We start from the raw sequence: 23,068 nt of genomic DNA, 5'->3' as shown, positions 1-23,068 counted from the left end.
GCACTGACGCTCGACGCCGCACCGTGACAGGATGGCGCCCATGACGCCGCGCCGACTCATGCTGCTCGACTCTGCCAGCCTCTACTTCCGCGCTTTCTACGGCGTGCCCGAGCGCACCGCCGCCGACGGCACGCCCAACAACGCGCTGCGCGGCTTCGCCGACATGATCGCGACGCTGCTCACGACGTACGAACCGACCGACATCGTCGCCTGCTGGGACAACGATTGGCGCCCCGCGTTCCGCGTCGAGGCGATCCCGAGCTACAAGGCGCACCGCGTGCAAGAGGGCTCCGACGTCGCCGAGGAGAGCCCCGAGAACCTCACCCCGCAGGTGCCGCTCATCCGCGAACTGCTCGAACTCGCAGGCATCACCCGCCTCGGCGTCGACGGGTACGAGGCCGACGACGTCATCGGCACCCTGACGCACCGATTCCGCGACGCCGGCCCCGTCGACGTCGTCACCGGTGACCGTGACCTGTTCCAACTCGTCGACGACGCGATGGGCGTGCGCGTCATCTACACGGCCAAGGGTGGCGTGCGGGCCCCCGACCTCGTCGACGAGAGCTTCCTCATGGCGAGGTACGGCGTCGCGACGGGCCGCGCCTACGCCGACATGGCCGTCATGCGCGGCGACACGAGTGACGGGCTGCCCGGTGTCGCCGGCATCGGTGAGAAGACGGCGGCGGCCCTCATCGCCGAGTTCGGCTCCCTCGCGGCCATCCGCGACGCCATCGCCTCCGGCGACCCGCGGATCAAGGGCGCACGCCGCACGCGTCTCGAGGCAGCCTCCGATTACCTCGACGTCGCACCGCGCGTCGTCGACGTCGCTCTCGACGTCCGTGTGCCCCACGACCTCGTCACGACGCGCCCGCAGGGCGTCGCCGACGGCGCCGGATTCGCTGACTTCGCAGCGCGCTGGGACATGGGCGGCTCCGCTGAACGCCTTTCCGCAGCCCTCGCCCGCTGACGTTCAGTCGATCCGGTCAGCCGCGACGACGCCGCGCTGCACGCCCTTGATCGCCTTGCGCGCTGCCCTGCGGATGCCGTCGTCATCGGTGGCGGCGGCGATCTGGTCGAGCACGTCGACGAGCTGACGGCAGCGTCGTACGAAGTCGCCGGCGGTGAGGTCCTCGTCGCGTAGCACCGTCTCGAGGCCCTGGCCGCTCGCCCAGCGGTGCGCGGCCCAGGCCAGGCCCGCGTCGGGTGCCGCCATCTCGGGCAGTCGGTGCATGACGAGCGCGTCGTCGATGACCGACCACAGCTCGTGCGTGCGCTCCAGCGCGTCGGCGACATCACGGTTCGGCATGCGCGGGGTCTCACCGACCACGTCACGCCGCGACTCGTGGACGAGCGCCGAGACGGCCGCCGCGAGCGACGGTGCGTCAAGGCCCTTCCACGCACCCGAGCGCAGGCACTCGGCGGTGAGCAGATCCTTGTCCGAGTACAGGCGCATGAGCATCGCGCCGTCGTCGGTCAGCTTCACTCCACCGGCAGCCGACGGATCGGCCGCGAGGTAGTCGAACTCGAGCAGCAGGTCGCAGATGCGGTCGAACTGCTTCGCGACGGTGTTCGTCCGGTTCTCGACCTTCGTGACGAGCGCGTCGGTCTCGCGGCGCAGCGTCCACCAGCGTTGCGCCCAGCGCGCGTGCTCCTCGCGGTACTCGCACGCGTGGCACGGATGGGCGGCGAGCCGGCGTCGCAACTCCTCGATCTCCGCGGTGACGGCCTTGTCCGGTTCGATCTCGGTGCGTCGCAACGGCTTCGGCGGATCGTGCGGCACCTTGGCGCGCAGCGTCGCCGCGAGGTCGCGGCGCGACTTCGACGAGCGTGCGGTGAATGTCTTCGGGATGGCGAGGTGCGTCAGCACCTCGAGCGGCGCGTGGATGTCGCTGGAACGGATCTGGCGCAGCTGTGCGTCCTCGGTGACGACGGACGGGCTCGGGCCCTCGCGCTTGCCGCCGCGGTTGGTGCGCACCACGATGGCGAGCCCCTCACGTCGCCCGGACGGCACGCGCACGACGTCGCCGGGGCTGAGGTCGGCGAGCGAGCGGTCCGCGGCGGCGCGCAGGGCGGCGGCGCGTCGCTTCTGCGCGTTCTTCTCGAGGTCGCTGATGCGACGGCGGATGCCCGCGTACTCCGCGAAATCGCCGAGGTGGCACTGCATCGCCTCGGCGTAGCCCTCGAGGCCCTCATTGTTCTTGGCGATCTGACGCGACAACCCGACGACGCTGCGGTCGGCCTGGAACTGCGCGAACGACGACTCGAGCACCTCGCGCGCCCGCTCCCGTCCGACGGTGTGGACGAGGTTGACGGCCATGTTGAACGTCGGGCGGAAGCTCGAGCGCAGCGGGTAGGTGCGGCGCGATGCGAGGCCTGCGACCGCCTCCGGTTCGACGCCGCGGTTGTACAGGACGATCGCGTGGCCCTCGACGTCGATGCCGCGCCGGCCCGCGCGGCCCGTCAGCTGGGTGAACTCCGCGGGCGTGACGTCGACGTGAGCTTCACCGTTGTACTTGACGAGCCGTTCGAGCACGACGCTGCGCGCCGGCATGTTGATGCCGAGAGCGAGCGTCTCCGTCGCGAATACGGCCTTGATCTGACCGGTGACGAACAGTTCCTCGACGATCTCGCGGAACGTCGGCAGCATCCCCGCGTGGTGCGCGGCGAAGCCGCGCGCGAGGCCCTCGACGAAGTCGTGGTAACCGATGACGGCAAGATCCTCGACGGGGATGTGCGCGACGCGCTCGGCGACGTAGGCGCGGATCGTGGCGCTCTCATCGTCGGTGACCAACTGCATGCCGTACCCGAGCAGCTGCGCGACGGCGCCCTCGCACCCGGCGCGGCTGAAGATGAACGTGATGGCCGGCAGCAGCCCCGCGCGATCGAGTGCGGCGATGACCTCGGCGCGCGGCGCCGGGCGGAACGTCTCCCCCTGCGGCTGACGCGGCACGGGACGGCGGCCGCGCCCACGTCGACCGGACGGGGCGCCGACGTCGAAGCGGTGACCGCCGCGCGCGGGCGCCGTCAGGCTCGCGATGCGCGAGAGCAGGTCGGGGTTGACGACGCGATCGCCGCGTTCGTCCTCGCCCAGCAGGTCGTACAGGCGCGCGCCGACCATCATGTGCTGGTACAGCGGCACCGGGCGGTGCTCGGTGATGACGACGTCGGTGTCGCCGCGCACCTGCTGCATCCAGTCGCCGAACTCCTCGGCGTTGCTCACCGTCGCCGACAGCGCGATGACCTGCACCGACTCGGGCAGGTGGATCATCACCTCTTCCCAGACGGCGCCGCGGAAGCGGTCGGCGAGGTAATGGACCTCGTCCATGACGACGAAGCCGAGGCCGCCCAGCGTCGAACTGCCCGCGTAGAGCATGTTGCGCAGCACCTCGGTCGTCATGACGACGACCGGCGCCTCACTGTTGTGCGAGGTGTCACCGGTCAGCAGCCCGACGTTCTCCGTTCCGAGCATCTCGACGAGGTCGGCGTACTTCTGGTTCGACAGCGCCTTGATCGGCGTCGTGTAGAACGCCTTGCGCCCGGTGTGCACCGCGAGATAGCAGGCGAACTCGCCGACGACGGACTTGCCCGCACCCGTCGGCGCTGCGACGAGGACGCTGCGTCCGTCCTGCACGGTCCGCGCCGCCTCCGACTGGAAGTCGTCGAGCGGGTACGGCAACGTCTCGACGAAGTGGCCGAGGTGACTCGAGTCGAACTTTCGCCGACGAGCGGCCTGGGCGAACTTCTCGGCGGGCGACGACATGCCCCCAGGCTATGACAACGGCGGGCTCCCGCTCGGGAGCCCGCCGTCGGGCGTCATGTGTGTCGTGCCTGCAGCCTGGGCCTCACAGGGCCGAGGCCTGGTCGTCGCTGACGTCCATCCAGGCCGGACGCTCACGCTTCTCCTTGCGTGCACGCCACGCGTCGAGTGCGAGGGCTAGCCCCGCGCTGCCGAAGAACAGCACGATGAGCGGCACTGCCATGAGGAACATCGTGTAGACGTCCGGCGTCGGCGTCATGATGGCCGCGAAGGCCACTGCGATGATGACGGCGAAGCGCCACCCCTTGAGCATGATCCGGCCCTTGAGCACGCCGACCGCGTTGAGTGCCAGCAGCAGGATCGGCAGCATGAACGTCAGCCCGAACGACAGGATGAAGCGGGTGACGAACGAGAAGTACATCCCGCCGTCGGCGAAGTTGGCCGCGCCGCGCGGCGTCGCACTGATGAACATCTCGACGGCGTTGCCGAAGGTCAGCGACCCCATGTAGACGCCGCAGGCGAACAGCACGATCGCTGAGGCGACGAAGATGCGGCCGACGCGCTTTTCCCGCGGCGTCAGGCCGGGCACGAGGAAGGCCCAGATCTGCCACAGCCACACGGGCGCCGCGAGGATGAGGCCGGCCCACGCCACGACCTTCAACTTGAGGTTGAACGGCGCCGTGACGGCGTTGAACGCGACCTCGACGTGCGCCTCGGGGTGGGCGTGCTGGTAGTCGCGGAACGGCTGCTCGATGAAGTCGTAGATGTTCTGGTAGTAGTGCCAGCCGATGATGCAGCACAGCAGGATCGCGACGCCGGCGACGATCGCGCGGTTGCGGAATTCGCGCAGATGGTCGCCGATGGACATCCGCGCTTCGGGGTTGTCCTTGCGTCGTCCGAAGATTGCCACGAGCGAACGGGATCCGATCAGACGTCGTTGCGGTGCGCGTCGGTGCGCGTCACGGGGTCACCGGAGTGGACCGGGTTGCCGTTGGCGTCGTGCACCGGGTTCGCCGTCTCACCCTCGACGGTGGCGCCGGAGGCCTTCGACCGGTTGCTCTCCGTCTTCATCTCGTCGATCTCGCTCTTGAGGATGCGCGAGCTGCGCCCGAGGCTGCGCGCCATGTCGGGCAGCTTCTTCCAGCCCAGGAGCACGACGATGACGAGCACCAGGATGAGCAGTGACGCGGGGTGTTCGAGCAGGTTTTTCATGGCCAGTCCTTGAGTCCCGGGAGTTTCCGGCGCGGCGGCAGCCGCATGGTCGTCGTTCACTCTAGTGGATCGCGCCAAGACGACCACACCTCGGCCTGGGAGTCCAAGCGCAGGTCGCGCTGCCGTTCGCGGGCCCGCTGACGCTCGCCTCGCCAGTGCGAGGCCGGCTTGTTCCACGCGAGATCGTCGACGCCCTGCGTGACGAGCGCCGCACTGTTCTCGGCGGCGGATCGCTGCTCGGCGAGGTTGCGCGCCTCGTCGAGACGCGACCACGCCTCGGACGTCGTGCGGGCGAAGTCGCGCGCGTGCGGCCACACGCGCCAGCATCGCCAGGCGAGGTAGGCGACGGCCGTGACCCAGAAGATCGCCCAGAACAGCAGCCACATCCACCACGTCACGGCACGGTGCCCCCGAGCATCTCGGCGTAGGCGTCGAGGGCGCGGCGGGCCTCGTCGGCGACCTGCGCCCGCACCGCGGCAGGCGCGAGCACCTGGGCGTCCCGGCCGAGCTGCAGCAGCAACCGGCGCAACCAGCGCCCGTCGCCGAGGACGAGCGAGACGTCTGCGTGCTCGCCGTCGTCGGATCGTTCGACGTCGAAGCACGGGTAGTAGTCGATGATCCAGAACGCGGCCCGCTGCACCCGCAGACGCACCTGCGGCGCGTCGGGGCTGGGGGCGAAGAAGCCGCGCGAGAGGTCGGTGCGCTGCGCGTCCTGCGGGATCTCGGCCCGGACATCGAGGAGCTCGACGCTCTCGATGCGGTCGAGACGGAACGTGCGCATGCCCTCGGCGCGACGGCACCACCCTTCGAGGTACCAGTGGCCGTCGGAGGTGAACAGGCGCAGCGGGTCGACGTCACGCTCCGTCACCTCGTCCCGGGCCGGCGCAAGGTAGCGCAGGTGCACCCGATGTGCGCGGCGCACCGCGTCCTGCAGCGTGCTGAGCACCTGCTCACCATCGCGTTCGAGGCTGACGTGGACGCGTGCGGCGCCGCTCTCCCCCGTCGCCTCGCTCAGCTTGGCGAGGGCGCGATCGACGGCGTCGCGCTCCTGCAGCCCGGGCACGTCGAGCAGCGTGCGCAGCCCGACGGTGAGGGCGAGCGCCTCGTCGCGGGTGAAGCGCAGCGGTTTGGCGATGGCGTCGGCGTTGCGGATGTAGACACGCCCCTGCTCCCACTCGGCCTCGATGAGGTCGTCGGGCATGTGGCCGGGTGTGCCGCAGACGAAGAGCAGCTCGAGGTCGGCCTCGATCTGCGCGCGGCTGACGCCGAGGGTGCGGGCCGCCTCCTCGATGTCGATGCCCTGACGGTTCATCAGCCACGGCACCATCGTGAGCAGCCGTGACAGGCGCGTCGTCGCCGCTTCGGAGTTGATCGGCCCCGAGTTGATCGACCCCGAGCTGATGGACCCCGTGTCGGCGGACCCAGAGTCGATCGCCCCAGAGCGGGCGGCCTTGTCAGTGCGGGCGTTCATGGTGCAGTCTCCGCCGTCTGGGCTTCATAGGCGCCCCGCAGGCGCGCCATGACACGTTCGCGCAGCTCGTCGGGCTTCTCCACGAGCACGTCGGCGCCGAAGGAGACGACTTCGTCGGCGAGCACGCCGGGGTCGGCGTACTCGATGTCGATGAGCTGCCACGTCTCGTCGATGACGCCGACGGTGCGGGCGCGCCGCACGAGCGAGTGTCCTCGCCCCGCGCGCACCCGCAGGACGGCAGGCGCCCAGTCGGGGGTGCGTTCGGTACGTTCGATGAGGGCGCTCGTGTCGTGATCGTCCGGCACCTCGTAGGCGCCCGGCTTGCCGACGAGTCGCACCGGGCCCTCGATTCGCGAGAGACGGAAGACGCGCGGCGCGTCACGGTCGGTGTCGAACCCGGCGACGTACCAATGACCCCGGCGGTTCGTCACCGTCCACGGCTGAACGTGACGCACAGCGCTCTCCCGCCCGGCCGCGCGGTAGGTGAACGTGATGGCGCGCCGCGTCATCACCGCGTCCTTGACGGCGTCGAAGGCGGGTTCGCTGGTGCGGATACGAGGTTCGAGGCCGACGACCGATTCGACGTCGGGGCTGATGTCGAGCGCCTCGAGCTTGCGCATCGCCGCCGCCGCAGGGCCGGCGAGGCTGGCCTGCTGCCACGCACGCGAGGCGAGGCCGAGGACAGCGAGTTCGTCGGCGTCGAAGTGCAGGTCGGGCAGCTCGTACTCACGCTTGTCGATGCGGTAGCCGATCTCGTCCTCGAACAGGATGTCGATGGGTTCGGCGCGCAGCGGGATGCCGAGCTCACGCAACTCGTCCTTGTCCCGCTCGAACATCCGGTCGAAGGCTTCGTCGTTCGGTGCCTCGGTGTACGGGCGCACGGCCTGACGGATGGCGTCCTTCGTCAGCGGCCTGCGCGTGTAGAGCAGCGCGATGACGAGGTTGAGCAGGCGCTCGGTCTTCGCCTCCGGGGTGGGTCGTGCTGCCACGCTCGCTCCTTCGTCGCTGTCGGGTCTGACGCCGTGGTCCTGCTGCAGAGCCTACCCTCTCATTCGCACAGGTGTGCGATTGGCGGCACTCGGCCCCGCGTGATGGCCACGGGCACGCAGAACGGGGTGAGTACCGATGGCACTCACCCCGTCTTGTTGCTCAGGCCGAACCCACTCGCGGGACGACCAGAGCGGCGAAGGCTACCTCAGCGCAGGCCGAAGGAGCGTCCAGCGCCGGGCTTGTTCGTCGAAACGAGGTCGACGACGAAGATCAGCGTCTCGTTCGGGCCGATCGAGGCACCCGCGCCGCGCTCGCCGTAGCCGAGCGCCGGCGGGATGATGATCTTGCGGCGGCCGCCGACCTTCATGCCGAGCAGGCCCTCATCCCAGCCCTGGATGACCTGGCCGACGCCGGCGGTGAACTCCAGCGGCTCGCCGCGGTTCCACGAGGCGTCGAACTCCTCGCCGGTCGACCAGGAGACGCCGACGTAGTGCGCCTTGATGATGTCGCCGGCCTCGACGGTGGCGCCGTCACCAACGGTGATGTCCTCGACGACGAGTTCCGCCGGCGGGGTGTCACCGGGGAAGTCGATCTCGGGCTTGGTCGTCTTGGGGTCGAAACCCATGGTTGCTCCTTCGAGAAAGTGTCGCTGACAGGCTCAGCGTGTCAGTTGGCGGCGAGGATGTCGACGACGAACACGAGGGTGTCGGTGCCCTTGATGCCCGCCTGCTGGTTGCCGTCCTTGCCATAGCCCTCGGACGGCGGCACCACGACGAGCACGCGGCTGCCGACCTTCTGGCCGACGAGCGCCTTGTCCCAGCCGGTGATGACCTGGCCCTTGCCGATGACGAACACCGACGGCTTGCCACCGTCGTTGTGCTTCGCGGTGGCGTCGAAGATCGTCGACGTGCCCCAGATCTGGCCGGTGTAGCTGACGGCGACCGAGTCGCCGGAGGCGACCTTCTTGCCGTTGCCCTCGATGAGGGTGGCCGTCTTGAGGCTCGTCGGGGCCTTCGCGCCCTTGGCGACGGTGATGCTCGCCTGCTTGCCCTGGCCGGCGGGGACGCTGACCTTCGGCATGTCGGCGGGCACGTCCTTGGTCGTGCCCTGGGCTTCCTTGAGCGGCGTGTCGGTGGCCTTGATCTCCATGTAGAGCACGAGGTTGTCGTTCGCGCCGACACCGATCTTCTCGTTGCCCGCGGCACCGAAGCTGTCCTTCGGCGGCAGGGAGACGACGAGCTTCGTCCCGGCCTTCTGGCCCTTCAGCGTGCTGATGATGCCCGGCAGGTTGTTGTTGTCGCTCATGTTGAAGCTGGGCACGGTCTCACCGAACGTCGAACCGATCGTCTTGCCGGTCGTGCCGTTCACCATGACGAAGTTGGCCTTGACGATGTCGTTGTTGCCGACCGTCTTGCCGGAACCCTGCGTCAGGATCTTCGGCTTCGTGCTGCTCGTGCCGAACGGCAGCTTGTCCTTCGGGATCGAGACGGTGGGCTTCGCAGCGTCCTTCGTGTCGACCTTGACGTCGTCGAGGTTGCCCTTCGTCGCGGGTGCGGACAGCCCGCTCGACGACGACGGTGACGATGCGTTCGACGACGCGCTGGCGCCGGAGGAGCCGCTCGAGCTCTTGGAGGCCTTCGAGTCGTCGTTGCCGCATCCGGCCAGGAAGACGATGGGCAGAGCGGCCAGGGCAAGCAGACGCTTGGGGGAAGTCACAGCAGAGGATCCTCGCGCGATGGGTGACAGGTCGTCCGCCACGATAACCCGCGTGGGGTGTGCTTTGCCTGGCAAGGGCCTGTGCGTCCGAGCCCGCAGGCGTCTCAGACGGGCGTCGTCAGGCTCTCGACGAGACGATCGACGCGGGCATCGGTGGCGAGGAACGGATCCTTGCACATGAGCGTGCGGCCGGCTTGGTCGTTGAGCTTGAGGTGCACCCAGTCGACGGTGAAGTCACGCCCCGCCTCACGCGCGGCCCTGACGAAATCGCCGCGCAGCTTCGCGCGTGTTGTCTGTGGCGGCGTCGTCATGGCCTCGGTGACGCGGGCGTCGTCGACGATGCGTCGCACGCGTCCAGCCTTCTCGAGCAGGCCGAACACGCCGCGTCCGGCGCGGATGTCGTGGAACGTGAGGTCGAGTTGGGCGAGCTTCGGGTCGTCCAACTCGAGGCCCTGACGCGCCGCGTAGTCGGTGAGCAGCTTGCGCTTGATGACCCATTCGATCTCGGTCTCGATGCCGGTGAAGTTCTGCGATTCGACCGCCTCGAGGGTGCGCCCCCACAGGTCGAGGACGTCCGCGATCGCCGGGTCGGGGTCGCCCTCGCGCTCGACGAACGCCGTCGCGCGCTCGAGGAACATGTGCTGCATCGCGAGGGCCGTCATGCTCGTGCCGCCCTGCAGCTCGATGACGCACTGGCCGGTGGGGTCGGCGGAGACGTCGCGGATCGCCTGGATCTGGTTGGCGAGGTGCAGGCGCGGGAAGCTCTCCCCCGCCTCGATCATGCGCAGCACGAGGTGGGCGGAGCCGACCTTGAGCAGCGTCGTCGCCTCGCTCATCGTCGAGTCGCCGACGATGACGTGCAGGCGACGGTAGCGCGCCGAGTCGGCGTGCGGTTCGTCGCGGCTGTTGATGATGGGGCGTGAGCGCGTCGTCGCGCTCGAGTAGCCGTCCCAGATGTGCTCGGCGCGCTGCGTCAGGTTGAACACGGTGCGCCCGTCGCGCACGAGCAGCTTGCCGGCGCCCGCGACGAGCTGGCGGGAGACGAGGAACGCGACGAAGATCTCCGCGATGCGGTTCATGTCGGCGCCGCGATCGAGCAGGAAGTTCTCGTGGCAGCCGTAGGAGTTGCCCGCCGAGTCGGTGTTGTTCTTGAATACGTAGATCGTGCCGTCGACGCCGTCCTCCGCCAGGCGCGCCTGGGCGTCGCTCGTCATGTCGTCGAGGATGCGCTCGCCGGCGCGATCCTGGGCGACGAGATCAAGCAGCGAATCGCACTCGGCCGTCGCGTACTCGGGGTGCGCGCCGACGTCGAGGTAGAGGCGCGAGCCGTTGTCGAGGAAGACGTTGCTCGAACGCCCCCACGCGACGACCTTGCGGAACAACGCGCGGCTCACCTCGTCGGGCGTCAGGCGACGCTGGCCGTTCGTCGTCGCGGTGACGCCGAACTCCGTCTCGATGCCGTAGATGCGGCGTTCCATGGCTGCTCCTGATCGTCTGACTGACTGCTGAGGTCGTGACTGGACGCGGTGTCTGGGCCGCTCGCGGTGGTGTCGCGTTATCGCGTTATCGCGTTATCGCATCAACCCTGCGTCGGGCGCGTAGCCCGTGGCGTCACTCGCCGCCCTTCTGCACGAACCCGGAGACGAACTCGCTCGCGTTGGTCTCGAGCACGCCGTCGATCTCGTCGAGCATCGAGTCGATGTCGCTCGTCGACGACGCCGCCTGCACCTGGCCGGCGTCTGCGCCTGCCTCGAACTCGTCGTCGCCCTTGCCGCTGGCGTTCTTGAACTGCTGACCGCTCATCGTTGCTCCTCGAAATGACGTCGCTGGTTGCTGTTCGCCACCCTATCGCCGCCCGAACGCCGGAGCGCTCGTTGCACGAGTAATGCGCATCTGCAGGAGGAATGAGCGGCACAAACCCCGTGCAAGTGCACAATTTTCGAGCAGCTGTGCCACGTCGTCGCGCAGCCCGCCCCGATTCGCTCACTCCACGACGAGGTCGGGCCCGACCTGAGCGATGAGGTGCGCGACGTCGGCGTCGAACCAACCGCGGGTCTGCTCGGCGCTGCCGGCGAGTGGCTCGGGCAGGCGGATGCGCGTGTAGCTCGACGGCTGCGTGGTGCGGTAGACCATCCCGTCCCACGACGCGGAGGCGACGTCGCTGCCGAACGCCTCGATGCTCTTGCCGCGCAGCCATGCTCGCGTGTCGCGCGGGGGCTCGACGACGGCGCGCGCGACGTCCTCGTCACTCACGACGCGGGTGAAGCGACCGGCGCGTTCGAACGTGTGGAACAGGCCCTTGTCGGCGCGCACGTCGGACCACTGGATGTCGAGCGCGCGCAGACGCGGGTCGTCCCACCCGACATCATGGCGTGTCATGAACGCCTCCATGACGCTCTTCTTCGCCACCCAGTCGAGGTCGGCCGCGAGGCTCATGGGGTCGCGACGCAGCCCGTCGAGGACGCGCCCCCAGTGCTCGAAGACCTCGCGCGTCTGCTCCTCGACCGGGTCGTCGCCGCGCCGCTGCCACCACGTGTGCGTGGCATCGCGGTACGCCTCGAGGATGTCGAGCGCGCTCATCGCGCGGCCGTCGACGAGGTCGAGCGGCTCGGCGAGCGTCAGGTCGTGACTGACGGCGCGCATCGACGTGACCGGTCGCGCGAGGACGATCCGCGGCAGGGCCTCGTCCTCGAGGGCGCCGAGCACGAGGCTCGTCATGCCCATCTTGAGCAGGTTCGCGACGTCGGCGTGGTTGGCGTCGCCGACGATGACGTGCAGGCGGCGATACTTGCGGTGGTCGGCGTGCGGCTCGTCGCGCGTGTTGATGATGGGACGCTTCAACGTCGTCTCGAGACCGACCTCGGCCTCGAAGAAGTCGGCGCGCTGAGTGAGCTGGAAACCGGCCCGCTCGCTCTCGGTGCCGATGCCGACGCGGCCGCTGCCGGTGACGACCTGACGCGCGACGAAGAACGGCGTCATGCCCGCGACGACGCGCGCCCACGGCACGTCGCGGCGCAGCAGGTAGTTCTCGTGCGTGCCGTACGAGGCGCCCTGACCGTCGGTGTTGTTCTTGTACAGCTGCGTCGGGCCGTCCTCGTCGTCGGCGAGCAACGCCGCCGTGCGCCGCATGATGACCTCGCCCGCGCGGTCGTACGCGACGGCGTCGCGGGGCGTCGTCACTTCCGGCGAGCTGTACTCGGGGTGGGCGTGGTCGACGTACAGGCGCGCGCCGTTCTTGAGCACGACGTTGGCGAAGCTCGGGTCGATGTCGTCGGTCAGCTGGCTCTCGTGCGCGACCTCGCGAGCGATGTCGTAGCCGCGCTGATCGCGCAACGGCGACTCGTCGCTGTAGTCCCACCGACTCTGCGCCGCGTTGAGGCCAACGTCGTTCGCGTAGGCGCGCACGACGAGGCCCGACAGCACCATCGGCGTCGTCCGTTGATCGCCGGGGCGCAGCACGCCGTACTCGGTCTCGATGCCCATGATGCGCTGAACCGTCATGGCGCCACCCTAGTGATGTTGCCCGGGATTCCGAGTGCCCGCGCCCGAAATCGCGGGCGAAATCGGCGGGTCAGAGGGTGATGTCGGCGCTCACCGGTTCGGTGAGCACGGTGACGCTCGCCGCGGCTGTCGCGTCGTGCTCGGCATCGAGAGCGGCGACGACGTAGCGCCCGCCCGGCGGCAGCGGCATGACGTAGCGGCCCTCGCCGTCGGTGAGCGTGTCCGCGTGGTACTCGCCCGAGTGCTTGATGAGCGTCACCGGCACCTGCGCGGCCGGTGAACCGTCGCTGCGCCGCACGACGCCCGTGAGCTGCAGCGGGTCGACGAGGCTCAACTGCGGCAGACCGGGGCCCGTGACCTCGACGATCCGCGAGCGTGTGGCCCAGCCCTCGGCGGAGGCGACGAGTACGTAGCGTCCCGCGCCGGGCAGGGCGAGGCGGTAGCACCCGTCGTCGTCGACGCGCCCCCAGTCGAGGTGCGCGCCGTCGCTGGCGAGCGCCGTCACGACGCCGCGGCGTACGGGGTGGCCGTCGAGGCCGACGAGCGTTCCGGTCGCGACGATCTCGCGGCTGTCGCCACCACGCACGGCGTCCTTGTCGGCGCTCGCCGGGGCGGGGCGCGTCGCGGGGGTGGCGCTCGGCGCGCTTGCGGACGCGGGCTGCGCCGTCGGCACGAACGCAGCGACGATGGCGGAGGCGAGCGCCGCGATGGCGGCCATGACGAAGACGGCCTTGAACGCGGCGAGCTTCGGCAGGTCGTGCCCGTCGACGTGCATCGCCATGTTCGTCAGGATCGCCGCGACGGCGGCGGACGACGTCGACGTGCCGATCGAGCGCAGCAGCGTGTTGAGGCCGTTCGCGGACGCGGTCTCCGTCAGCGGCACCGACCGCATGATGAGTGTCGGCATCGCGGCGTACGCGAACGCTGTCGCGGCGCTGCACAGCGTGGCGCCGAGCACGACCTGCCACACCGCGCCGGTGAGGAAGACGCGCAGCGTGTACGACGCGGCAAGGCCGAGCGCGCCGGCGAGCAGTGTCGTGCGGGCGCCGAAGCGCTTCGTGACGGCGGCGCTCGCGGGCGACAGCACGACCATCGCGAGGCCACCGGGCAGCATCGCGACGCCCGCGGCGATGACGGACATGCCGAAGCCGTACCCGGTGATTTCGGGCATCTGCAGCTGCTGGGTCGTCGTCATCATGTTGGCGTACATGGCGAAGCCGACGAGCAGGCTCGCGGCGTTCGTCAGCAGCACGGGGCGTCGCGCCGAGGTGCGCAGATCGACCATCGGCGAGTTGTGACGCAGTTCGTACGGCGCCCAGACGGCGAACAGCGCGATGCTCGCGGCGAACAGGAGCAGGACGCGCTCGCTCCCCCAACCCCACTGCCCGCCCTTGGTGATGGGCACGAGCAGGCACAGCAGCGCCGCCGACAGCAGCACGGCGCCGACGAGGTCGAAGCGTCCGCGCGAGGTGACCTTCGATTCGGGCACGACGAGCGCGACGGCCGCGAACATGAGGCTCGCGGAGACGACCGACACCCAGAACACCATGTGCCAGGAGAAGTGCTCGACGAGGAAACCGGCGAGCGGCAACCCGATCGCGGAGCCGATGCCGAGGGTCGCGCTCATCGTCGCGACGGCGCCGCCCACCTTCTCGCGTGGCAGCTCGTCGCGCAGGATGCTGATGCCGATCGGGATCATCGACGCGCCCACGCCCTGGAACGTGCGCGCGACGACGAGCGCGCCGAGCCCCGAGCCGATACCACCGATGACCGAGCCGACGATGACGAAAGCCAGCGACACGAGCATGATCTTCTTCTTGCCGACCATGTCCGCCAGGCGCGCCAGGATGGGCGTCGCGACGGCACCCGCGAGCAGCGTCGCGGTGACGAGCCATGAGGTGTTGTCGGCGCTCGTGTGCAGCAGCGTCGGCCACTCGGGGATGAGCGGGATGACGAGCGTCTGCTGCAGCGCGACGACGGTGCCGGCGATGCACAAGACGGCGGCGATCAGGCTCTGACGCGACGAGCCCGCACCGGAGCGGGCCGAGGGCTCGGCGTGGGCGGGTGAGTGACGGCTGGGCACGAAGCTCCTCGGGCGACGACTATTGAATTGACAATAAATATAGTCGATGTTGTCCGGGTTCCGCGGCGTCTGCGCTGCGAAACCCGGGCAAGATCGGCGGATACGGTGGGGTCATGCTTGCTCTCGCGCCGCTTCTCGACCTGCTCGTCGTCCTCGTCTTCGCCGCCGTCGGACGGCGCAACCACGGCGAGGCCGACGCCCTCACCGGCATCGTGACGACGGCGTGGCCGTTCGTCGTGGGAGCGATCGTCGGGTGGATCGTCCTTGTCGTCATGAAGCGATTGCCGGGGCGCTCGCTGACGTCGGGAGTGATCGTGTGGCTGACGACGGTCATCGTCGGAATGATCCTGCGTCAGGTCTCCGGGCACGGCACGGCCGTCGCGTTCGTCATCGTCGCGCTGGCGTTCAACGGCGCGTGCATGCTCGGCTGGCGTCTCGTCGCGCGCGTGCTGGAACGTCGTCGCGCCTGATCCGGCTCCCCGTTCGGGAATCGCCGCAGCGATACGGCACCTCGCGTCCTCGCCCGCATGGCGCCGGACGCCGGACGAAGCCGAACTGGAACGCGGCGTCGCGCGGCTCGTCGAGGTGCTGCGGGACTGACCCGTGGCGACGCGTCAGTCAGTTCTTGTCCGCGAGCGTGCGGATGTTGACGATGCGCTCACCGCGGCGGCCGGACACGCGGGCCCAGTCGTCGGGGTTACTCGTGCCGGGCAGATCCTCGTTCTCGCGGAACTCGTCACGGCACGCCTGACGCACGTGCTCCGCGCGAATACCGCGCTCCTCGGAAGTGATGAGGGCCTTGATCGCGGCCTTCTTCGCGCGGTCGACGATGTTCTGGATCATCGCGCCGCTCGCGAAGTCGGCGAAGTACAGCACCTCGCGCGAACCGTCCGCGTACGTCGCCTCGAGGTAGGCGTGCGCGTCGTCGCGGGCATACAACTCCCCCGCAGCGATGTCGATGAGCGACGCCGCAACCTTCGACGGATCGCCGTCGTGCGCGGCGATCTCGTCGGCGTGGAACGGCAGGGCCGGCGTCAGATACTTGCCGAAGATGTCGCGCCCGGCGACCTCGTCGGGGCGTTCGATGCGGATCTTGACGTCGAGGCGCCCCGGGCGCAGGACGGCCGGGTCGATCATGTCCTCGCGGTTGCTCGCGCCGATGACGATGACGTTCTCGAGGCTCTCGACGCCGTCGATCTCGGCGAGCAGCTGCGGCACTATCGTCGTCTCGACGTCCGAGCTGACGCCGGCGCCACGGATGCGGAACAGTGACTCCATCTCGTCGAAGAACACGACGACCGGCGTGCCCGAACTCGCGACCTCACGCGCGCGCTGGAACAGCACGCGGATGTGACGCTCCGTCTCGCCGACGTACTTGTTGAGCAGCTCCGGGCCCTTGATGTTGAGGAAGTAGCTCGTCGCGTCCGAGTTGCCCTGCTTCGCCGCGACCTGCTTCGCGAGCGACGCGGCAACCGCCTTGGCCACCAACGTCTTTCCACACCCAGGCGGGCCATAGAGCAGCACGCCCTTCGGTGGACGCAGGTGGTGCTCGGCGTACAGATCGGCGTGCAGGAACGGCAACTCGACGGAGTCGCGGATCGTCTCGATCTGCCCGGCGAGACCCCCGATGTCGGAGTAGTCGATGTCGGGCACCTCCTCGAGCCCGAGGTCGGAGACCTCCGCGCGCGTCAGCCGTTCGAGCACGAAACCGCTCTTGGCCTCCATGAGCAGCGTGTCGCCGGGACGCACCGTCACGTCCGCGAGCGGCCCGGCGGTGCGGACGACACGTTCCTCGTCGTTGCCCGTCGCGACGAGCAGGCGGCCGTCCTCGAGCGTCTCCTTGAGCGTGACGGTCTCGCCGGCGCGCTCGAACCCGACGACCCTGACGATGTTCATGGCCTCGTTGACCATGACCTCCTGGCCGGGCACGAGCTCCTCGATCGTGATCGCGGGCGAGAACGACACGAGCATCTTTCGGCCCATGTAGAAGATGTCGGCGCTGCCGTCGTCATGCGCCGCGATGACGGTGGCGTAGTTGTTCGGCGGCTGCGCGAGACGTTCGATCTCACCCTTCATCGACGCGATCTGGTCGCGCGCATCCTTGAGCGTGCGCACGAGACGCTCGTTCTGCGACGACACCGTCGTCAACTGCGAACGCAGCCGCAGGACGTCGGCGGGCGACGTCGCGCCTGATGACGTGTCGTTCGAGGACGACGTCCGGTCCGTCGGGTCGAACTTCGGGCCACTCATCACCGTTTCCTTCGCCTTCGGGGTGCTCGTCAGAGCCGTCCGGCTCCTCGTGCGCACCGAAGCGCGGCCCGAGCAGCCACTCGTTCCACCCTATCGACCTGCGCACACCCGCGACGACGAACGAGCACGACCCAAGTGGATCGTGCTCGTTCGACGAGGCGCTGATGGCTGGCTGGTGCCTCGATGACGACGTCTGAGACGACCCTCGCGTCAGTCCTGATCGGTTGCGACGGGCGCCTCGGCGTTCTCTGCGGCAGCGTCCGGTTCAGCAGCGACGGACGTCTCCGCGTCGGCGGCCGAGCCGGCGCTCGCCTGCGCCACCGAAGCGTCGTCAGAGCCCGCCGGCGCCGCCGACTCAGGGGCGCGTGCGGTGTCATCGCCCGCGAGCGCCTGTGCCGTCGGGGTGTTCTCGAACGAGCGCACGAGCTTGCGCATCTTCTTGTCGGAGACGGGGCGTTCGCCGACGGCTTCGGGTGTCCACGCGTCGTCGGGCGTGGGCTCCGGGGCGCTGGCGGGAGCGCCGTCGTCACCGTAGGCACCCTTGGCAGGGCGGCGCTTGACGAGCGGCGCGGCGACGCCGTCGGCGAGGCGGCGCGTGGAGATGAGGAAGCCGGTGTGGGCGTGCATGCGGTGCTCGGGGCGCACCGCGAGGCCTTCGAGGTGCCAGCCGCGCACGAGGCTCTCCCACGCGTTCGGCTCGGTGAAGCCGCCGTGATCGCGCGCGGCCTCGGCGACGCGCGACAACTGCGTCGCCGTCGCGACGTAACAGATGAGCACGCCGCCGGGCGCGAGCGCCTCGTGAACGACGTCGAGGCACTCCCAGGGCGCGAGCATGTCGAGCACGACGCGGTCGATCGTGCCCGACTCGACGGTCTGCGGCAGCGCCTCGACCAGGTCGCCGACGGTGATGCTCCACGCCGGGTGGTCGACGCCGAAGAACTCGCGCGCGTTGCCCGCGGCGATGGCGGCGAAGTCCTCGCGACGCTCGAACGAGTACAGGCGCCCGTCCTCACCGACGGCGCGCAGCAGCGACATCGACAACGCACCCGAACCGACGCCCGCTTCGACGACGCGTGCGCCGGGGAAGATGTCGGCCATCGTGACGATCTGCCCGGCGTCCTTCGGATAGACGACGGCCGCGCCGCGCGGCATCGACATGACGTAGTCGCTCAGCAGCGGACGCACCGCGAGGTACTCGACGCCCGCCGTGTTCGTCACCGTCACCGCATCGGGCGAACCGATGAGGTCGTCGTGCTTGATGTGACCGCGGTGGGTGTGGAACTGCTTGCCGGGCGTCAGCGTGATCGTGTGCATGCGCCCCTTGGGGTCGGTGAGCTGGATGCGCTCGCCCTCCCGGAAGGGGCCGCGGCGGTACTCGGCGCCGGTCGACGGGGCGGGGGTCTGATCGCTCTCGCTCATGGGGAGCAAGTCTAGGCGCCCCGCGGCATGGTGCCGCTCTCGTGCGCGTGACGCTGCATCGCACGCTCGAGGTCGGCGAGCGTCGCGATGCCGACCAGTCGCAGCGCGACCGGGTCGTCGGCAGCTGCGGGCTGCCCTTCCACCGGCATGCTGACGGTGACGACACCCGGCGTCGGATCGCCCTCGAACGCGGGCAGGATCGCCATCACGTCGTCCTGCGGTGAGGAGATGACGGCGCCCGCATGCGGCAGCAGGGCCTCGCCGAGGGCGCTCGCGGGCACGTGCGGGCGCTGATCCACGGGCACCCGCACGTGCGCACCGGGCGCGACGAGGGCGCTGGCGGCGCCGTCTGCGTCGATGAGGACGATCGTGTCGCCCGTCTCCGGCAGTGCCGCGACGGGCGTGCTCGCGGGGACGGCGACGGCGGGGCGGATGACGTCGGCGACTCGGATGCCGCCGAGGAACTCGCGGTTGATGCCGACGTTGACGGCGACGCTCGCGCCGCGCCAGAGGAACGAGGCGATGAACAGCAGCCACACGAGGCTCCACAGCGAGCCGGGCGCGCGTACGAACCCGAGCACGGCCCACGCGGCCACGCCGATGGCGACGATGCGTCCGCACCAGCCGGCGGCCTTCATGCCCGTGGCGCGGTTGCCCGTCAGCTTCCACACGAGCGCGTCGACGAGGAACCCACCATCGAGCGGCAGACCGGGCAACGCGTTGAACGCCGCGACGAACGCGTTGCTCCACGCGAACGCCCCGAGCAGCAGCGGCACGGCGCCGTCGCCGTCACTCGCGCGGTGGCCGAGGAAGCCGATCACCGCGAGCACCGCGTTCGACAGCGGCCCGACGGCGGCGACGAGCGCGCTGCGTCCGGGCGTCGCGTCGGGGGTGTCGTAGCTCGTGTGGCCGCCCATGAGGTCGGCGACGATATGCGTGACGCGGTAGTGGCAAGCCTGTGCGACGAGGGCGTGCGCCGCCTCGTGGACGAGCACGCTGAGCAGCAGCAACAACGCGTACCCGATGCCGACGACGTACGCGCCGAAACCCCATTCGGGGTGAAGCGAGGCGACCTGCGGGCCGAAGATCGCGACGATGATGACGGCGATGATCGGCCACGTGCGTCCGATGTAGACGGGGACGCCGCGCAGTGAGGCGATCTTGAGGCCGGGTGTGGGCTGGGGCATGCCCCAAGACTATGTGGGCCTCGTGCGCCGGGATGATTAGACTTCTCGGATGCCCGCTTCGTTGTCTCCGTCGCGCGCCTCCGACTTCATGCAGTGTCCCCTGCTCTATCGCTTCCGCGTCATCGACAAGCTGCCGGAGTCGCCGAGTGCGGCGGCGTCGCGGGGGACGCTCGTCCATTCGGTGCTCGAGCGCATCTTCGACGTCGACGCCCCGAAACGCACGCTCGAGCGGGCGCTCGACCTCGTCCCCCATGCCTGGGAGGACATGCTCACCGACGAACCGGAGCTGGCCGAACTCGCGGGCAGCACACCGCACGATCTCGCGACGTGGCTGCGTGATGCGGAGAAGCTCGTCGAGAAGTGGTTCGCGATGGAGAACCCGCAGTTCCTCGAACCCGCCGAGCGCGAGCTCTACGTCGAGGCCGACCTCGACGGGCTCACGCTGCGCGGGTACATCGACCGCCTCGACGTCGCTCCCGGCGGGCAGATCCGCGTCGTCGACTACAAGACGGGACGGGCGCCGTCGGAGCTCTTCGAGAACAAGGCGTTGTTCCAGATGAAGTTCTACGCGCTCGTCATCTGGCGCACGCGGGGCGTCATGCCGCTCATGCTGCAACTCGTCTACCTGGGCAACAGTCAGTTCTTGCGTTATCAACCCGACGAGGCCGACTTGCTCGCGCTCGAACGCAAGCTCAAGGCGCTGTGGCGCGCGATCGAGCGCTGCGCTCGGACGGGTGACTGGCGGCCCAAGAAGTCGCGCTTGTGCTCGTGGTGCGATCACAAGGCGCTGTGCCCGGAATGGGGCGGCACTCCCCCGCCGCTGCCCGAGCACGCGGCGCGTCTCGCGCTCGGTCCCCGCACCACCGGCGACCTCGGAGACGTCGATGGCGACTGAAGGATGACCGTTCGGGCCGGTCGTCGAAGCGGCAGCCACCGTCCGAGTGACGCGTTGCGGGCATCTATCGCCTCCTGCACCGCGCCCGCCTCCGCGGCGAGGCTGACGACAACCGCTCATTCACCAACGTCCATTGAATAAGACGAAGATCGCAGATGGGTACGGGGATCGCAGTTGGGCCGCGCAGGGCCAGGGTCACCGCGCGCGCAGCTGGAATAACCGGCCGCGCCGTCCCGTTCCGCAAGTAGTTGCATTTTCAACTACATGAATGCATGGACCAAGGGAGGCCCTCATGCAGTTCGGCATCTTCACCGTCGGTGACGTCACGACGAACCCGACGACAGGGCGCACCGTCAGCGAGCACGAGCGCATCGCGAACACCGTCGAGATGGCGAAGCTCGCCGACGAGGTGGGCCTCGACGTCTTCGCCACCGGCCAGCACCACAACCCGCCGTTCGTCGCACCGGCCAACCCGGCCGTGCTGATGGCGAACCTCGCGGTGGTGACGAAGAACATCATCCTGTCGACGTCGACGACGCTCATCACGACGACGGACCCGGTGCGCATCGCCGAGGACTACGCCTACGCGCAGCATCTCGCCGGCGGCCGCGTCGACCTCATGCTGGGGCGTGGCAACACCGGCCCGGTCTACCCGTGGTTCGGCAAGGACATCCGCGACGGCATCCCGCTCGCCATCGAGAACTACGCGCTGCTGCGCCGCCTGTGGAACGAAGAGAACGTGACGTGGGAGGGCAAGTTCCGCACACCGCTGCAGGGTTTCACCTCGACGCCGCGCCCGCTCGACGACATCGCGCCGTTCGTCTGGCACGGCTCGATCCGCAGCCCCGAGATCGCGGAGCAGGCCGCCTACTACGGTGACGGTTTCTTCCACAACCACATCTTCTGGCCGCCGCAGCACGCTGCGCAGATGGTGCAGTTCTACCGGGAACGCTTCGAGCACTACGGTCACGGCCGGGCGCAGGACGCGATCGTCGGCCTCGGTGGGCAGGTGTTCATGGCCGAGTCGAAGGCGAAGGCGATGGAGACGTTCCGCCCCTACTTCGATCACGCGCCGGTCTACGGCGGGGCGGGTTCGTTGGAGGACTACACGCGTCAGACGCCGCTGACGGTCGGCACGCCGGACGAGGTCGTCGAGGCCACGCTCGGCTTCCGCGACTACGTCGGTGACTACCAGCGTCAGCTGTTCCTCATCGACCACGCCGGGCTGCCGCACGCCGAGGTCATGCACCAGATCGAGCTGCTCGGCACGAAGGTCGTGCCGCAGCTGCGCGCCGAGATGGACATCCGACGCGCCGCCGGCGTGCCTGATGCCCCGACGCATGCCAGCCTGCTGGCTGCGCGCGCTGCCCAGGCGACCGACACGCCCTCGGCTGACGCCGGTCAGATGGGCGGCGTCGAGACAGGTGTGCCGCGTGCTCCGAAGACCGACGACGTGACGGGAACGCGCGCCGAAGACCGTTGAGCATCAGCCCGGTTCGTCGACAACTCGGCTGACCGGGCCGGGCGGGCGACGCCGGCGGCGGCGTTACGCCCAAACTCAGAGCAACGAGACGAAGGAGAACACGATGATGAACTGGACGGCACGCCTCGCCGTGATCAGCGGCGGGTTGAGTGAGGAATCGTCGACGCATCGTCTCGCCCAGCTGCTGAGCGACGCGGTTGTCGAGAGTGCGCGGGAGCAGGGCAGCGAGGTCGTCGTCGAGCGGATCGACCTGCGGGCGCTGGCGCACGACATCACGACGGCGTCGTTGACGGGGTTCGCTCCCCCGGCGCTCGCGGACGCCTACGAGGTGCTGGGCGCGGCCGACGCCGTGGTCGCGGTGACGCCGACGTACAAGGCGAGCTTCACGGGCTTGTTCAAGTCGTTCTGGGATGCGACTGCGGGCGGCGTGCTGAGCGGCGTGCCCGTCATCGTCGGCGCGACGGGCGGTTCCGCCCGACACTCACTGGTGACGGACACCGCCTTGCGACCGCTGTTCGCGTACATGAAGGCGCTCGTCATGCCGACGGCGGTCTACGCCGCGCCCGACGACTGGGCCGGGCGAGGCCTGGAAGCGCGGGCGAGCGAGGCCGCCGGTGAGTTGACGCAGCAGCTAGAGCGCGTGCTCGGCGGAGCAGACGTGGTGGTGAACGGCGGTTCTGGCGCGCGCGTGTCCAAGGATGGGGAAGCGCCGAGAACATCGTCGAAATCGGTTCGTACGCTTGCCGAGACGCGCAATCGGGCGCGCGATCCGTTCGTCGCGGTGCCGACGATGGAAGAGATGTTGCGCCGCTGAGCACGACTCGTGACCGGAGGGGTCCGTCAGGTTCGTCACGAACCTGACGGACCCCTTCGTCACGTTCGTCTGCCGGGATGTGCCATAGTCGGAAGCGTCCTTCGTGGGAGTCCTGAGAACAGGGCTGAGAGGGAGCTGATACTGCTCCGACCGCTACCCGACCTGACCCGGATCATGCCGGCGCAGGCAGCCAAGGAGACCTCATGGTCGCTCATCCTCCGTTCGGTGCCGACGTTCGTCGACGCCTGCTGCGTGGGGTCTTGCCGTGCCTTCGTCCGATCCGAAGGAGG

At 69.3% G+C, this 23,068-nt stretch carries 20 protein-coding genes and 1 riboswitch; of the genes, 5 read left to right on the top strand and 15 right to left on the bottom strand.

Annotated features, from left to right (window positions below; all coding sequences use genetic code 11):
• The first annotated feature begins 40 nt into the window (after positions 1-40).
• On the top strand, positions 41-967 hold the full coding sequence (locus HMPREF0321_RS13585) for a 5'-3' exonuclease (RefSeq protein WP_006947213.1): 927 nt from the start codon (positions 41-43) through the stop codon (positions 965-967).
• A gap of 3 nt (positions 968-970) precedes the next feature.
• On the opposite strand, the gene HMPREF0321_RS13580 is transcribed toward HMPREF0321_RS13585, so the two are convergent.
• The 12 genes from HMPREF0321_RS13580 to HMPREF0321_RS13525 all read right to left on the bottom strand — a co-directional run bounded on the left by HMPREF0321_RS13580 (position 971) and on the right by HMPREF0321_RS13525 (position 14,730).
• Positions 971-3,760, bottom strand: coding sequence for an RNA helicase (locus HMPREF0321_RS13580; RefSeq protein WP_006947218.1), 2,790 nt, complete (start codon positions 3,758-3,760; stop codon positions 971-973).
• Between the two features lie 82 nt (positions 3,761-3,842).
• Positions 3,843-4,667, bottom strand: a complete 825-nt coding sequence (tatC, locus tag HMPREF0321_RS13575) for a twin-arginine translocase subunit TatC (RefSeq protein ID WP_006947222.1) — start codon at positions 4,665-4,667, stop codon at positions 3,843-3,845.
• Positions 4,668-4,684: 17 nt separating this feature from the next.
• On the bottom strand, positions 4,685-4,969 hold the full coding sequence (gene tatA / locus HMPREF0321_RS13570) for a Sec-independent protein translocase subunit TatA (RefSeq protein WP_006947258.1): 285 nt from the start codon (positions 4,967-4,969) through the stop codon (positions 4,685-4,687).
• Between the two features lie 56 nt (positions 4,970-5,025).
• Positions 5,026-5,367 carry a hypothetical protein gene (locus HMPREF0321_RS13565; RefSeq protein WP_006947226.1) on the bottom strand — a complete coding sequence of 114 codons (342 nt, stop codon included), beginning with the start codon at positions 5,365-5,367 and terminating at the stop codon, positions 5,026-5,028.
• Positions 5,364-6,440, bottom strand: coding sequence for a YafY family protein (locus tag HMPREF0321_RS13560; RefSeq protein ID WP_006947310.1), 1,077 nt, complete (start codon positions 6,438-6,440; stop codon positions 5,364-5,366). The genes HMPREF0321_RS13565 and HMPREF0321_RS13560 overlap by 4 nt, the downstream gene beginning before the upstream one ends.
• The gene (locus HMPREF0321_RS13555) at positions 6,437-7,429 is read right to left on the bottom strand and encodes a YafY family protein (RefSeq protein WP_006947232.1); all 993 of its coding nucleotides are present in this window, start codon (positions 7,427-7,429) and stop codon (positions 6,437-6,439) included. The genes HMPREF0321_RS13560 and HMPREF0321_RS13555 overlap by 4 nt, the downstream gene beginning before the upstream one ends.
• Before the next feature lie 206 nt (positions 7,430-7,635).
• Positions 7,636-8,055 (bottom strand): FKBP-type peptidyl-prolyl cis-trans isomerase, encoded by a 420-nt coding sequence (locus HMPREF0321_RS13550; protein ID WP_006947303.1) that lies wholly within the window; start codon positions 8,053-8,055, stop codon positions 7,636-7,638.
• 41 nt (positions 8,056-8,096) lie between these two features.
• On the bottom strand, positions 8,097-9,146 hold the full coding sequence (locus HMPREF0321_RS13545) for an FKBP-type peptidyl-prolyl cis-trans isomerase (protein WP_006947214.1): 1,050 nt from the start codon (positions 9,144-9,146) through the stop codon (positions 8,097-8,099).
• A 104-nt stretch (positions 9,147-9,250) separates the two neighbouring features.
• Positions 9,251-10,624, bottom strand: a complete 1,374-nt coding sequence (gene pafA / locus HMPREF0321_RS13540) for a Pup--protein ligase (RefSeq protein ID WP_006947220.1) — start codon at positions 10,622-10,624, stop codon at positions 9,251-9,253.
• Positions 10,625-10,757: 133 nt separating this feature from the next.
• Positions 10,758-10,949: a ubiquitin-like protein Pup gene (locus tag HMPREF0321_RS13535; protein WP_006947260.1), complete on the bottom strand. Its 192-nt coding sequence runs from the start codon at positions 10,947-10,949 to the stop codon at positions 10,758-10,760.
• A gap of 180 nt (positions 10,950-11,129) precedes the next feature.
• On the bottom strand, positions 11,130-12,647 hold the full coding sequence (gene dop, locus HMPREF0321_RS13530) for a depupylase/deamidase Dop (protein WP_006947228.1): 1,518 nt from the start codon (positions 12,645-12,647) through the stop codon (positions 11,130-11,132).
• Positions 12,648-12,717: 70 nt separating this feature from the next.
• A complete protein-coding gene (locus tag HMPREF0321_RS13525) occupies positions 12,718-14,730 on the bottom strand; it encodes an MFS transporter (RefSeq protein WP_006947289.1) in 2,013 nt (670 codons plus the stop codon).
• Positions 14,731-14,843: 113 nt separating this feature from the next.
• Between HMPREF0321_RS13525 and HMPREF0321_RS13520 the strand changes: the two genes are divergently transcribed.
• Complete coding sequence (locus tag HMPREF0321_RS13520) at positions 14,844-15,200, top strand: DUF3054 domain-containing protein (RefSeq protein WP_006947215.1); 357 nt, start codon at positions 14,844-14,846, stop codon at positions 15,198-15,200.
• Between the two features lie 148 nt (positions 15,201-15,348).
• On the opposite strand, the gene arc is transcribed toward HMPREF0321_RS13520, so the two are convergent.
• The 3 genes from arc to HMPREF0321_RS13505 form a co-directional block, all read right to left on the bottom strand.
• Entirely contained in the window at positions 15,349-16,980 is a 1,632-nt protein-coding gene (gene arc / locus HMPREF0321_RS13515; protein WP_006947264.1) for a proteasome ATPase, read from the bottom strand.
• Positions 16,981-17,190: 210 nt separating this feature from the next.
• Positions 17,191-18,399 (bottom strand): tRNA (adenine-N1)-methyltransferase, encoded by a 1,209-nt coding sequence (locus HMPREF0321_RS13510; RefSeq protein WP_006947211.1) that lies wholly within the window; start codon positions 18,397-18,399, stop codon positions 17,191-17,193.
• A gap of 11 nt (positions 18,400-18,410) precedes the next feature.
• Positions 18,411-19,586, bottom strand: coding sequence for a site-2 protease family protein (locus tag HMPREF0321_RS13505; RefSeq protein ID WP_006947279.1), 1,176 nt, complete (start codon positions 19,584-19,586; stop codon positions 18,411-18,413).
• A gap of 49 nt (positions 19,587-19,635) precedes the next feature.
• On the opposite strand from HMPREF0321_RS13505, the gene HMPREF0321_RS13500 reads away from it, so the two are divergent.
• The 3 genes from HMPREF0321_RS13500 (at position 19,636) to HMPREF0321_RS13490 (ending at position 22,778) form a co-directional block, all read left to right on the top strand.
• Positions 19,636-20,481 carry a PD-(D/E)XK nuclease family protein gene (locus tag HMPREF0321_RS13500; protein WP_006947250.1) on the top strand — a complete coding sequence of 282 codons (846 nt, stop codon included), beginning with the start codon at positions 19,636-19,638 and terminating at the stop codon, positions 20,479-20,481.
• Positions 20,482-20,773: 292 nt separating this feature from the next.
• Positions 20,774-21,964 (top strand): CE1758 family FMN-dependent luciferase-like monooxygenase, encoded by a 1,191-nt coding sequence (locus HMPREF0321_RS13495; RefSeq protein WP_006947212.1) that lies wholly within the window; start codon positions 20,774-20,776, stop codon positions 21,962-21,964.
• A gap of 103 nt (positions 21,965-22,067) precedes the next feature.
• Positions 22,068-22,778 (top strand): CE1759 family FMN reductase, encoded by a 711-nt coding sequence (locus tag HMPREF0321_RS13490; protein ID WP_006947233.1) that lies wholly within the window; start codon positions 22,068-22,070, stop codon positions 22,776-22,778.
• A gap of 93 nt (positions 22,779-22,871) precedes the next feature.
• Positions 22,872-22,986: riboswitch (TPP riboswitch) on the top strand.
• The last annotated feature ends 82 nt before the right edge of the window (positions 22,987-23,068 follow it).

It is taken from the genome of Dermacoccus sp. Ellin185, from assembly GCF_000152185.1.
Lineage (GTDB): Bacteria > Actinomycetota > Actinomycetes > Actinomycetales > Dermatophilaceae > Dermacoccus > Dermacoccus nishinomiyaensis.
Note: the sequence above shows the minus strand (reverse complement) of the source record. Positions and strands in the feature narration are given on the sequence as shown.

Excerpts from the sequence above, each read along its gene's own strand:
- HMPREF0321_RS13585 (WP_006947213.1), top strand. The coding sequence starts at position 41 with ATGACGCCGCGCCGACTCATGCTGCTCGACTCTGCCAGCCTCTACTTC.
- HMPREF0321_RS13580 (WP_006947218.1), bottom strand. The coding sequence starts at position 3,760 with ATGTCGTCGCCCGCCGAGAAGTTCGCCCAGGCCGCTCGTCGGCGAAAG.
- tatA (WP_006947258.1), bottom strand. The coding sequence starts at position 4,969 with ATGAAAAACCTGCTCGAACACCCCGCGTCACTGCTCATCCTGGTGCTC.
- HMPREF0321_RS13560 (WP_006947310.1), bottom strand. The coding sequence starts at position 6,440 with ATGAACGCCCGCACTGACAAGGCCGCCCGCTCTGGGGCGATCGACTCT.
- HMPREF0321_RS13550 (WP_006947303.1), bottom strand. The coding sequence starts at position 8,055 with ATGGGTTTCGACCCCAAGACGACCAAGCCCGAGATCGACTTCCCCGGT.
- pafA (WP_006947220.1), bottom strand. The coding sequence starts at position 10,624 with ATGGAACGCCGCATCTACGGCATCGAGACGGAGTTCGGCGTCACCGCG.
- HMPREF0321_RS13535 (WP_006947260.1), bottom strand. The coding sequence starts at position 10,949 with ATGAGCGGTCAGCAGTTCAAGAACGCCAGCGGCAAGGGCGACGACGAG.
- dop (WP_006947228.1), bottom strand. The coding sequence starts at position 12,647 with ATGACGGTTCAGCGCATCATGGGCATCGAGACCGAGTACGGCGTGCTG.
- HMPREF0321_RS13520 (WP_006947215.1), top strand. The coding sequence starts at position 14,844 with ATGCTTGCTCTCGCGCCGCTTCTCGACCTGCTCGTCGTCCTCGTCTTC.
- arc (WP_006947264.1), bottom strand. The coding sequence starts at position 16,980 with ATGAGTGGCCCGAAGTTCGACCCGACGGACCGGACGTCGTCCTCGAAC.
- HMPREF0321_RS13510 (WP_006947211.1), bottom strand. The coding sequence starts at position 18,399 with ATGAGCGAGAGCGATCAGACCCCCGCCCCGTCGACCGGCGCCGAGTAC.
- HMPREF0321_RS13505 (WP_006947279.1), bottom strand. The coding sequence starts at position 19,586 with ATGCCCCAGCCCACACCCGGCCTCAAGATCGCCTCACTGCGCGGCGTC.
- HMPREF0321_RS13500 (WP_006947250.1), top strand. The coding sequence starts at position 19,636 with ATGCCCGCTTCGTTGTCTCCGTCGCGCGCCTCCGACTTCATGCAGTGT.
- HMPREF0321_RS13495 (WP_006947212.1), top strand. The coding sequence starts at position 20,774 with ATGCAGTTCGGCATCTTCACCGTCGGTGACGTCACGACGAACCCGACG.
- HMPREF0321_RS13490 (WP_006947233.1), top strand. The coding sequence starts at position 22,068 with ATGATGAACTGGACGGCACGCCTCGCCGTGATCAGCGGCGGGTTGAGT.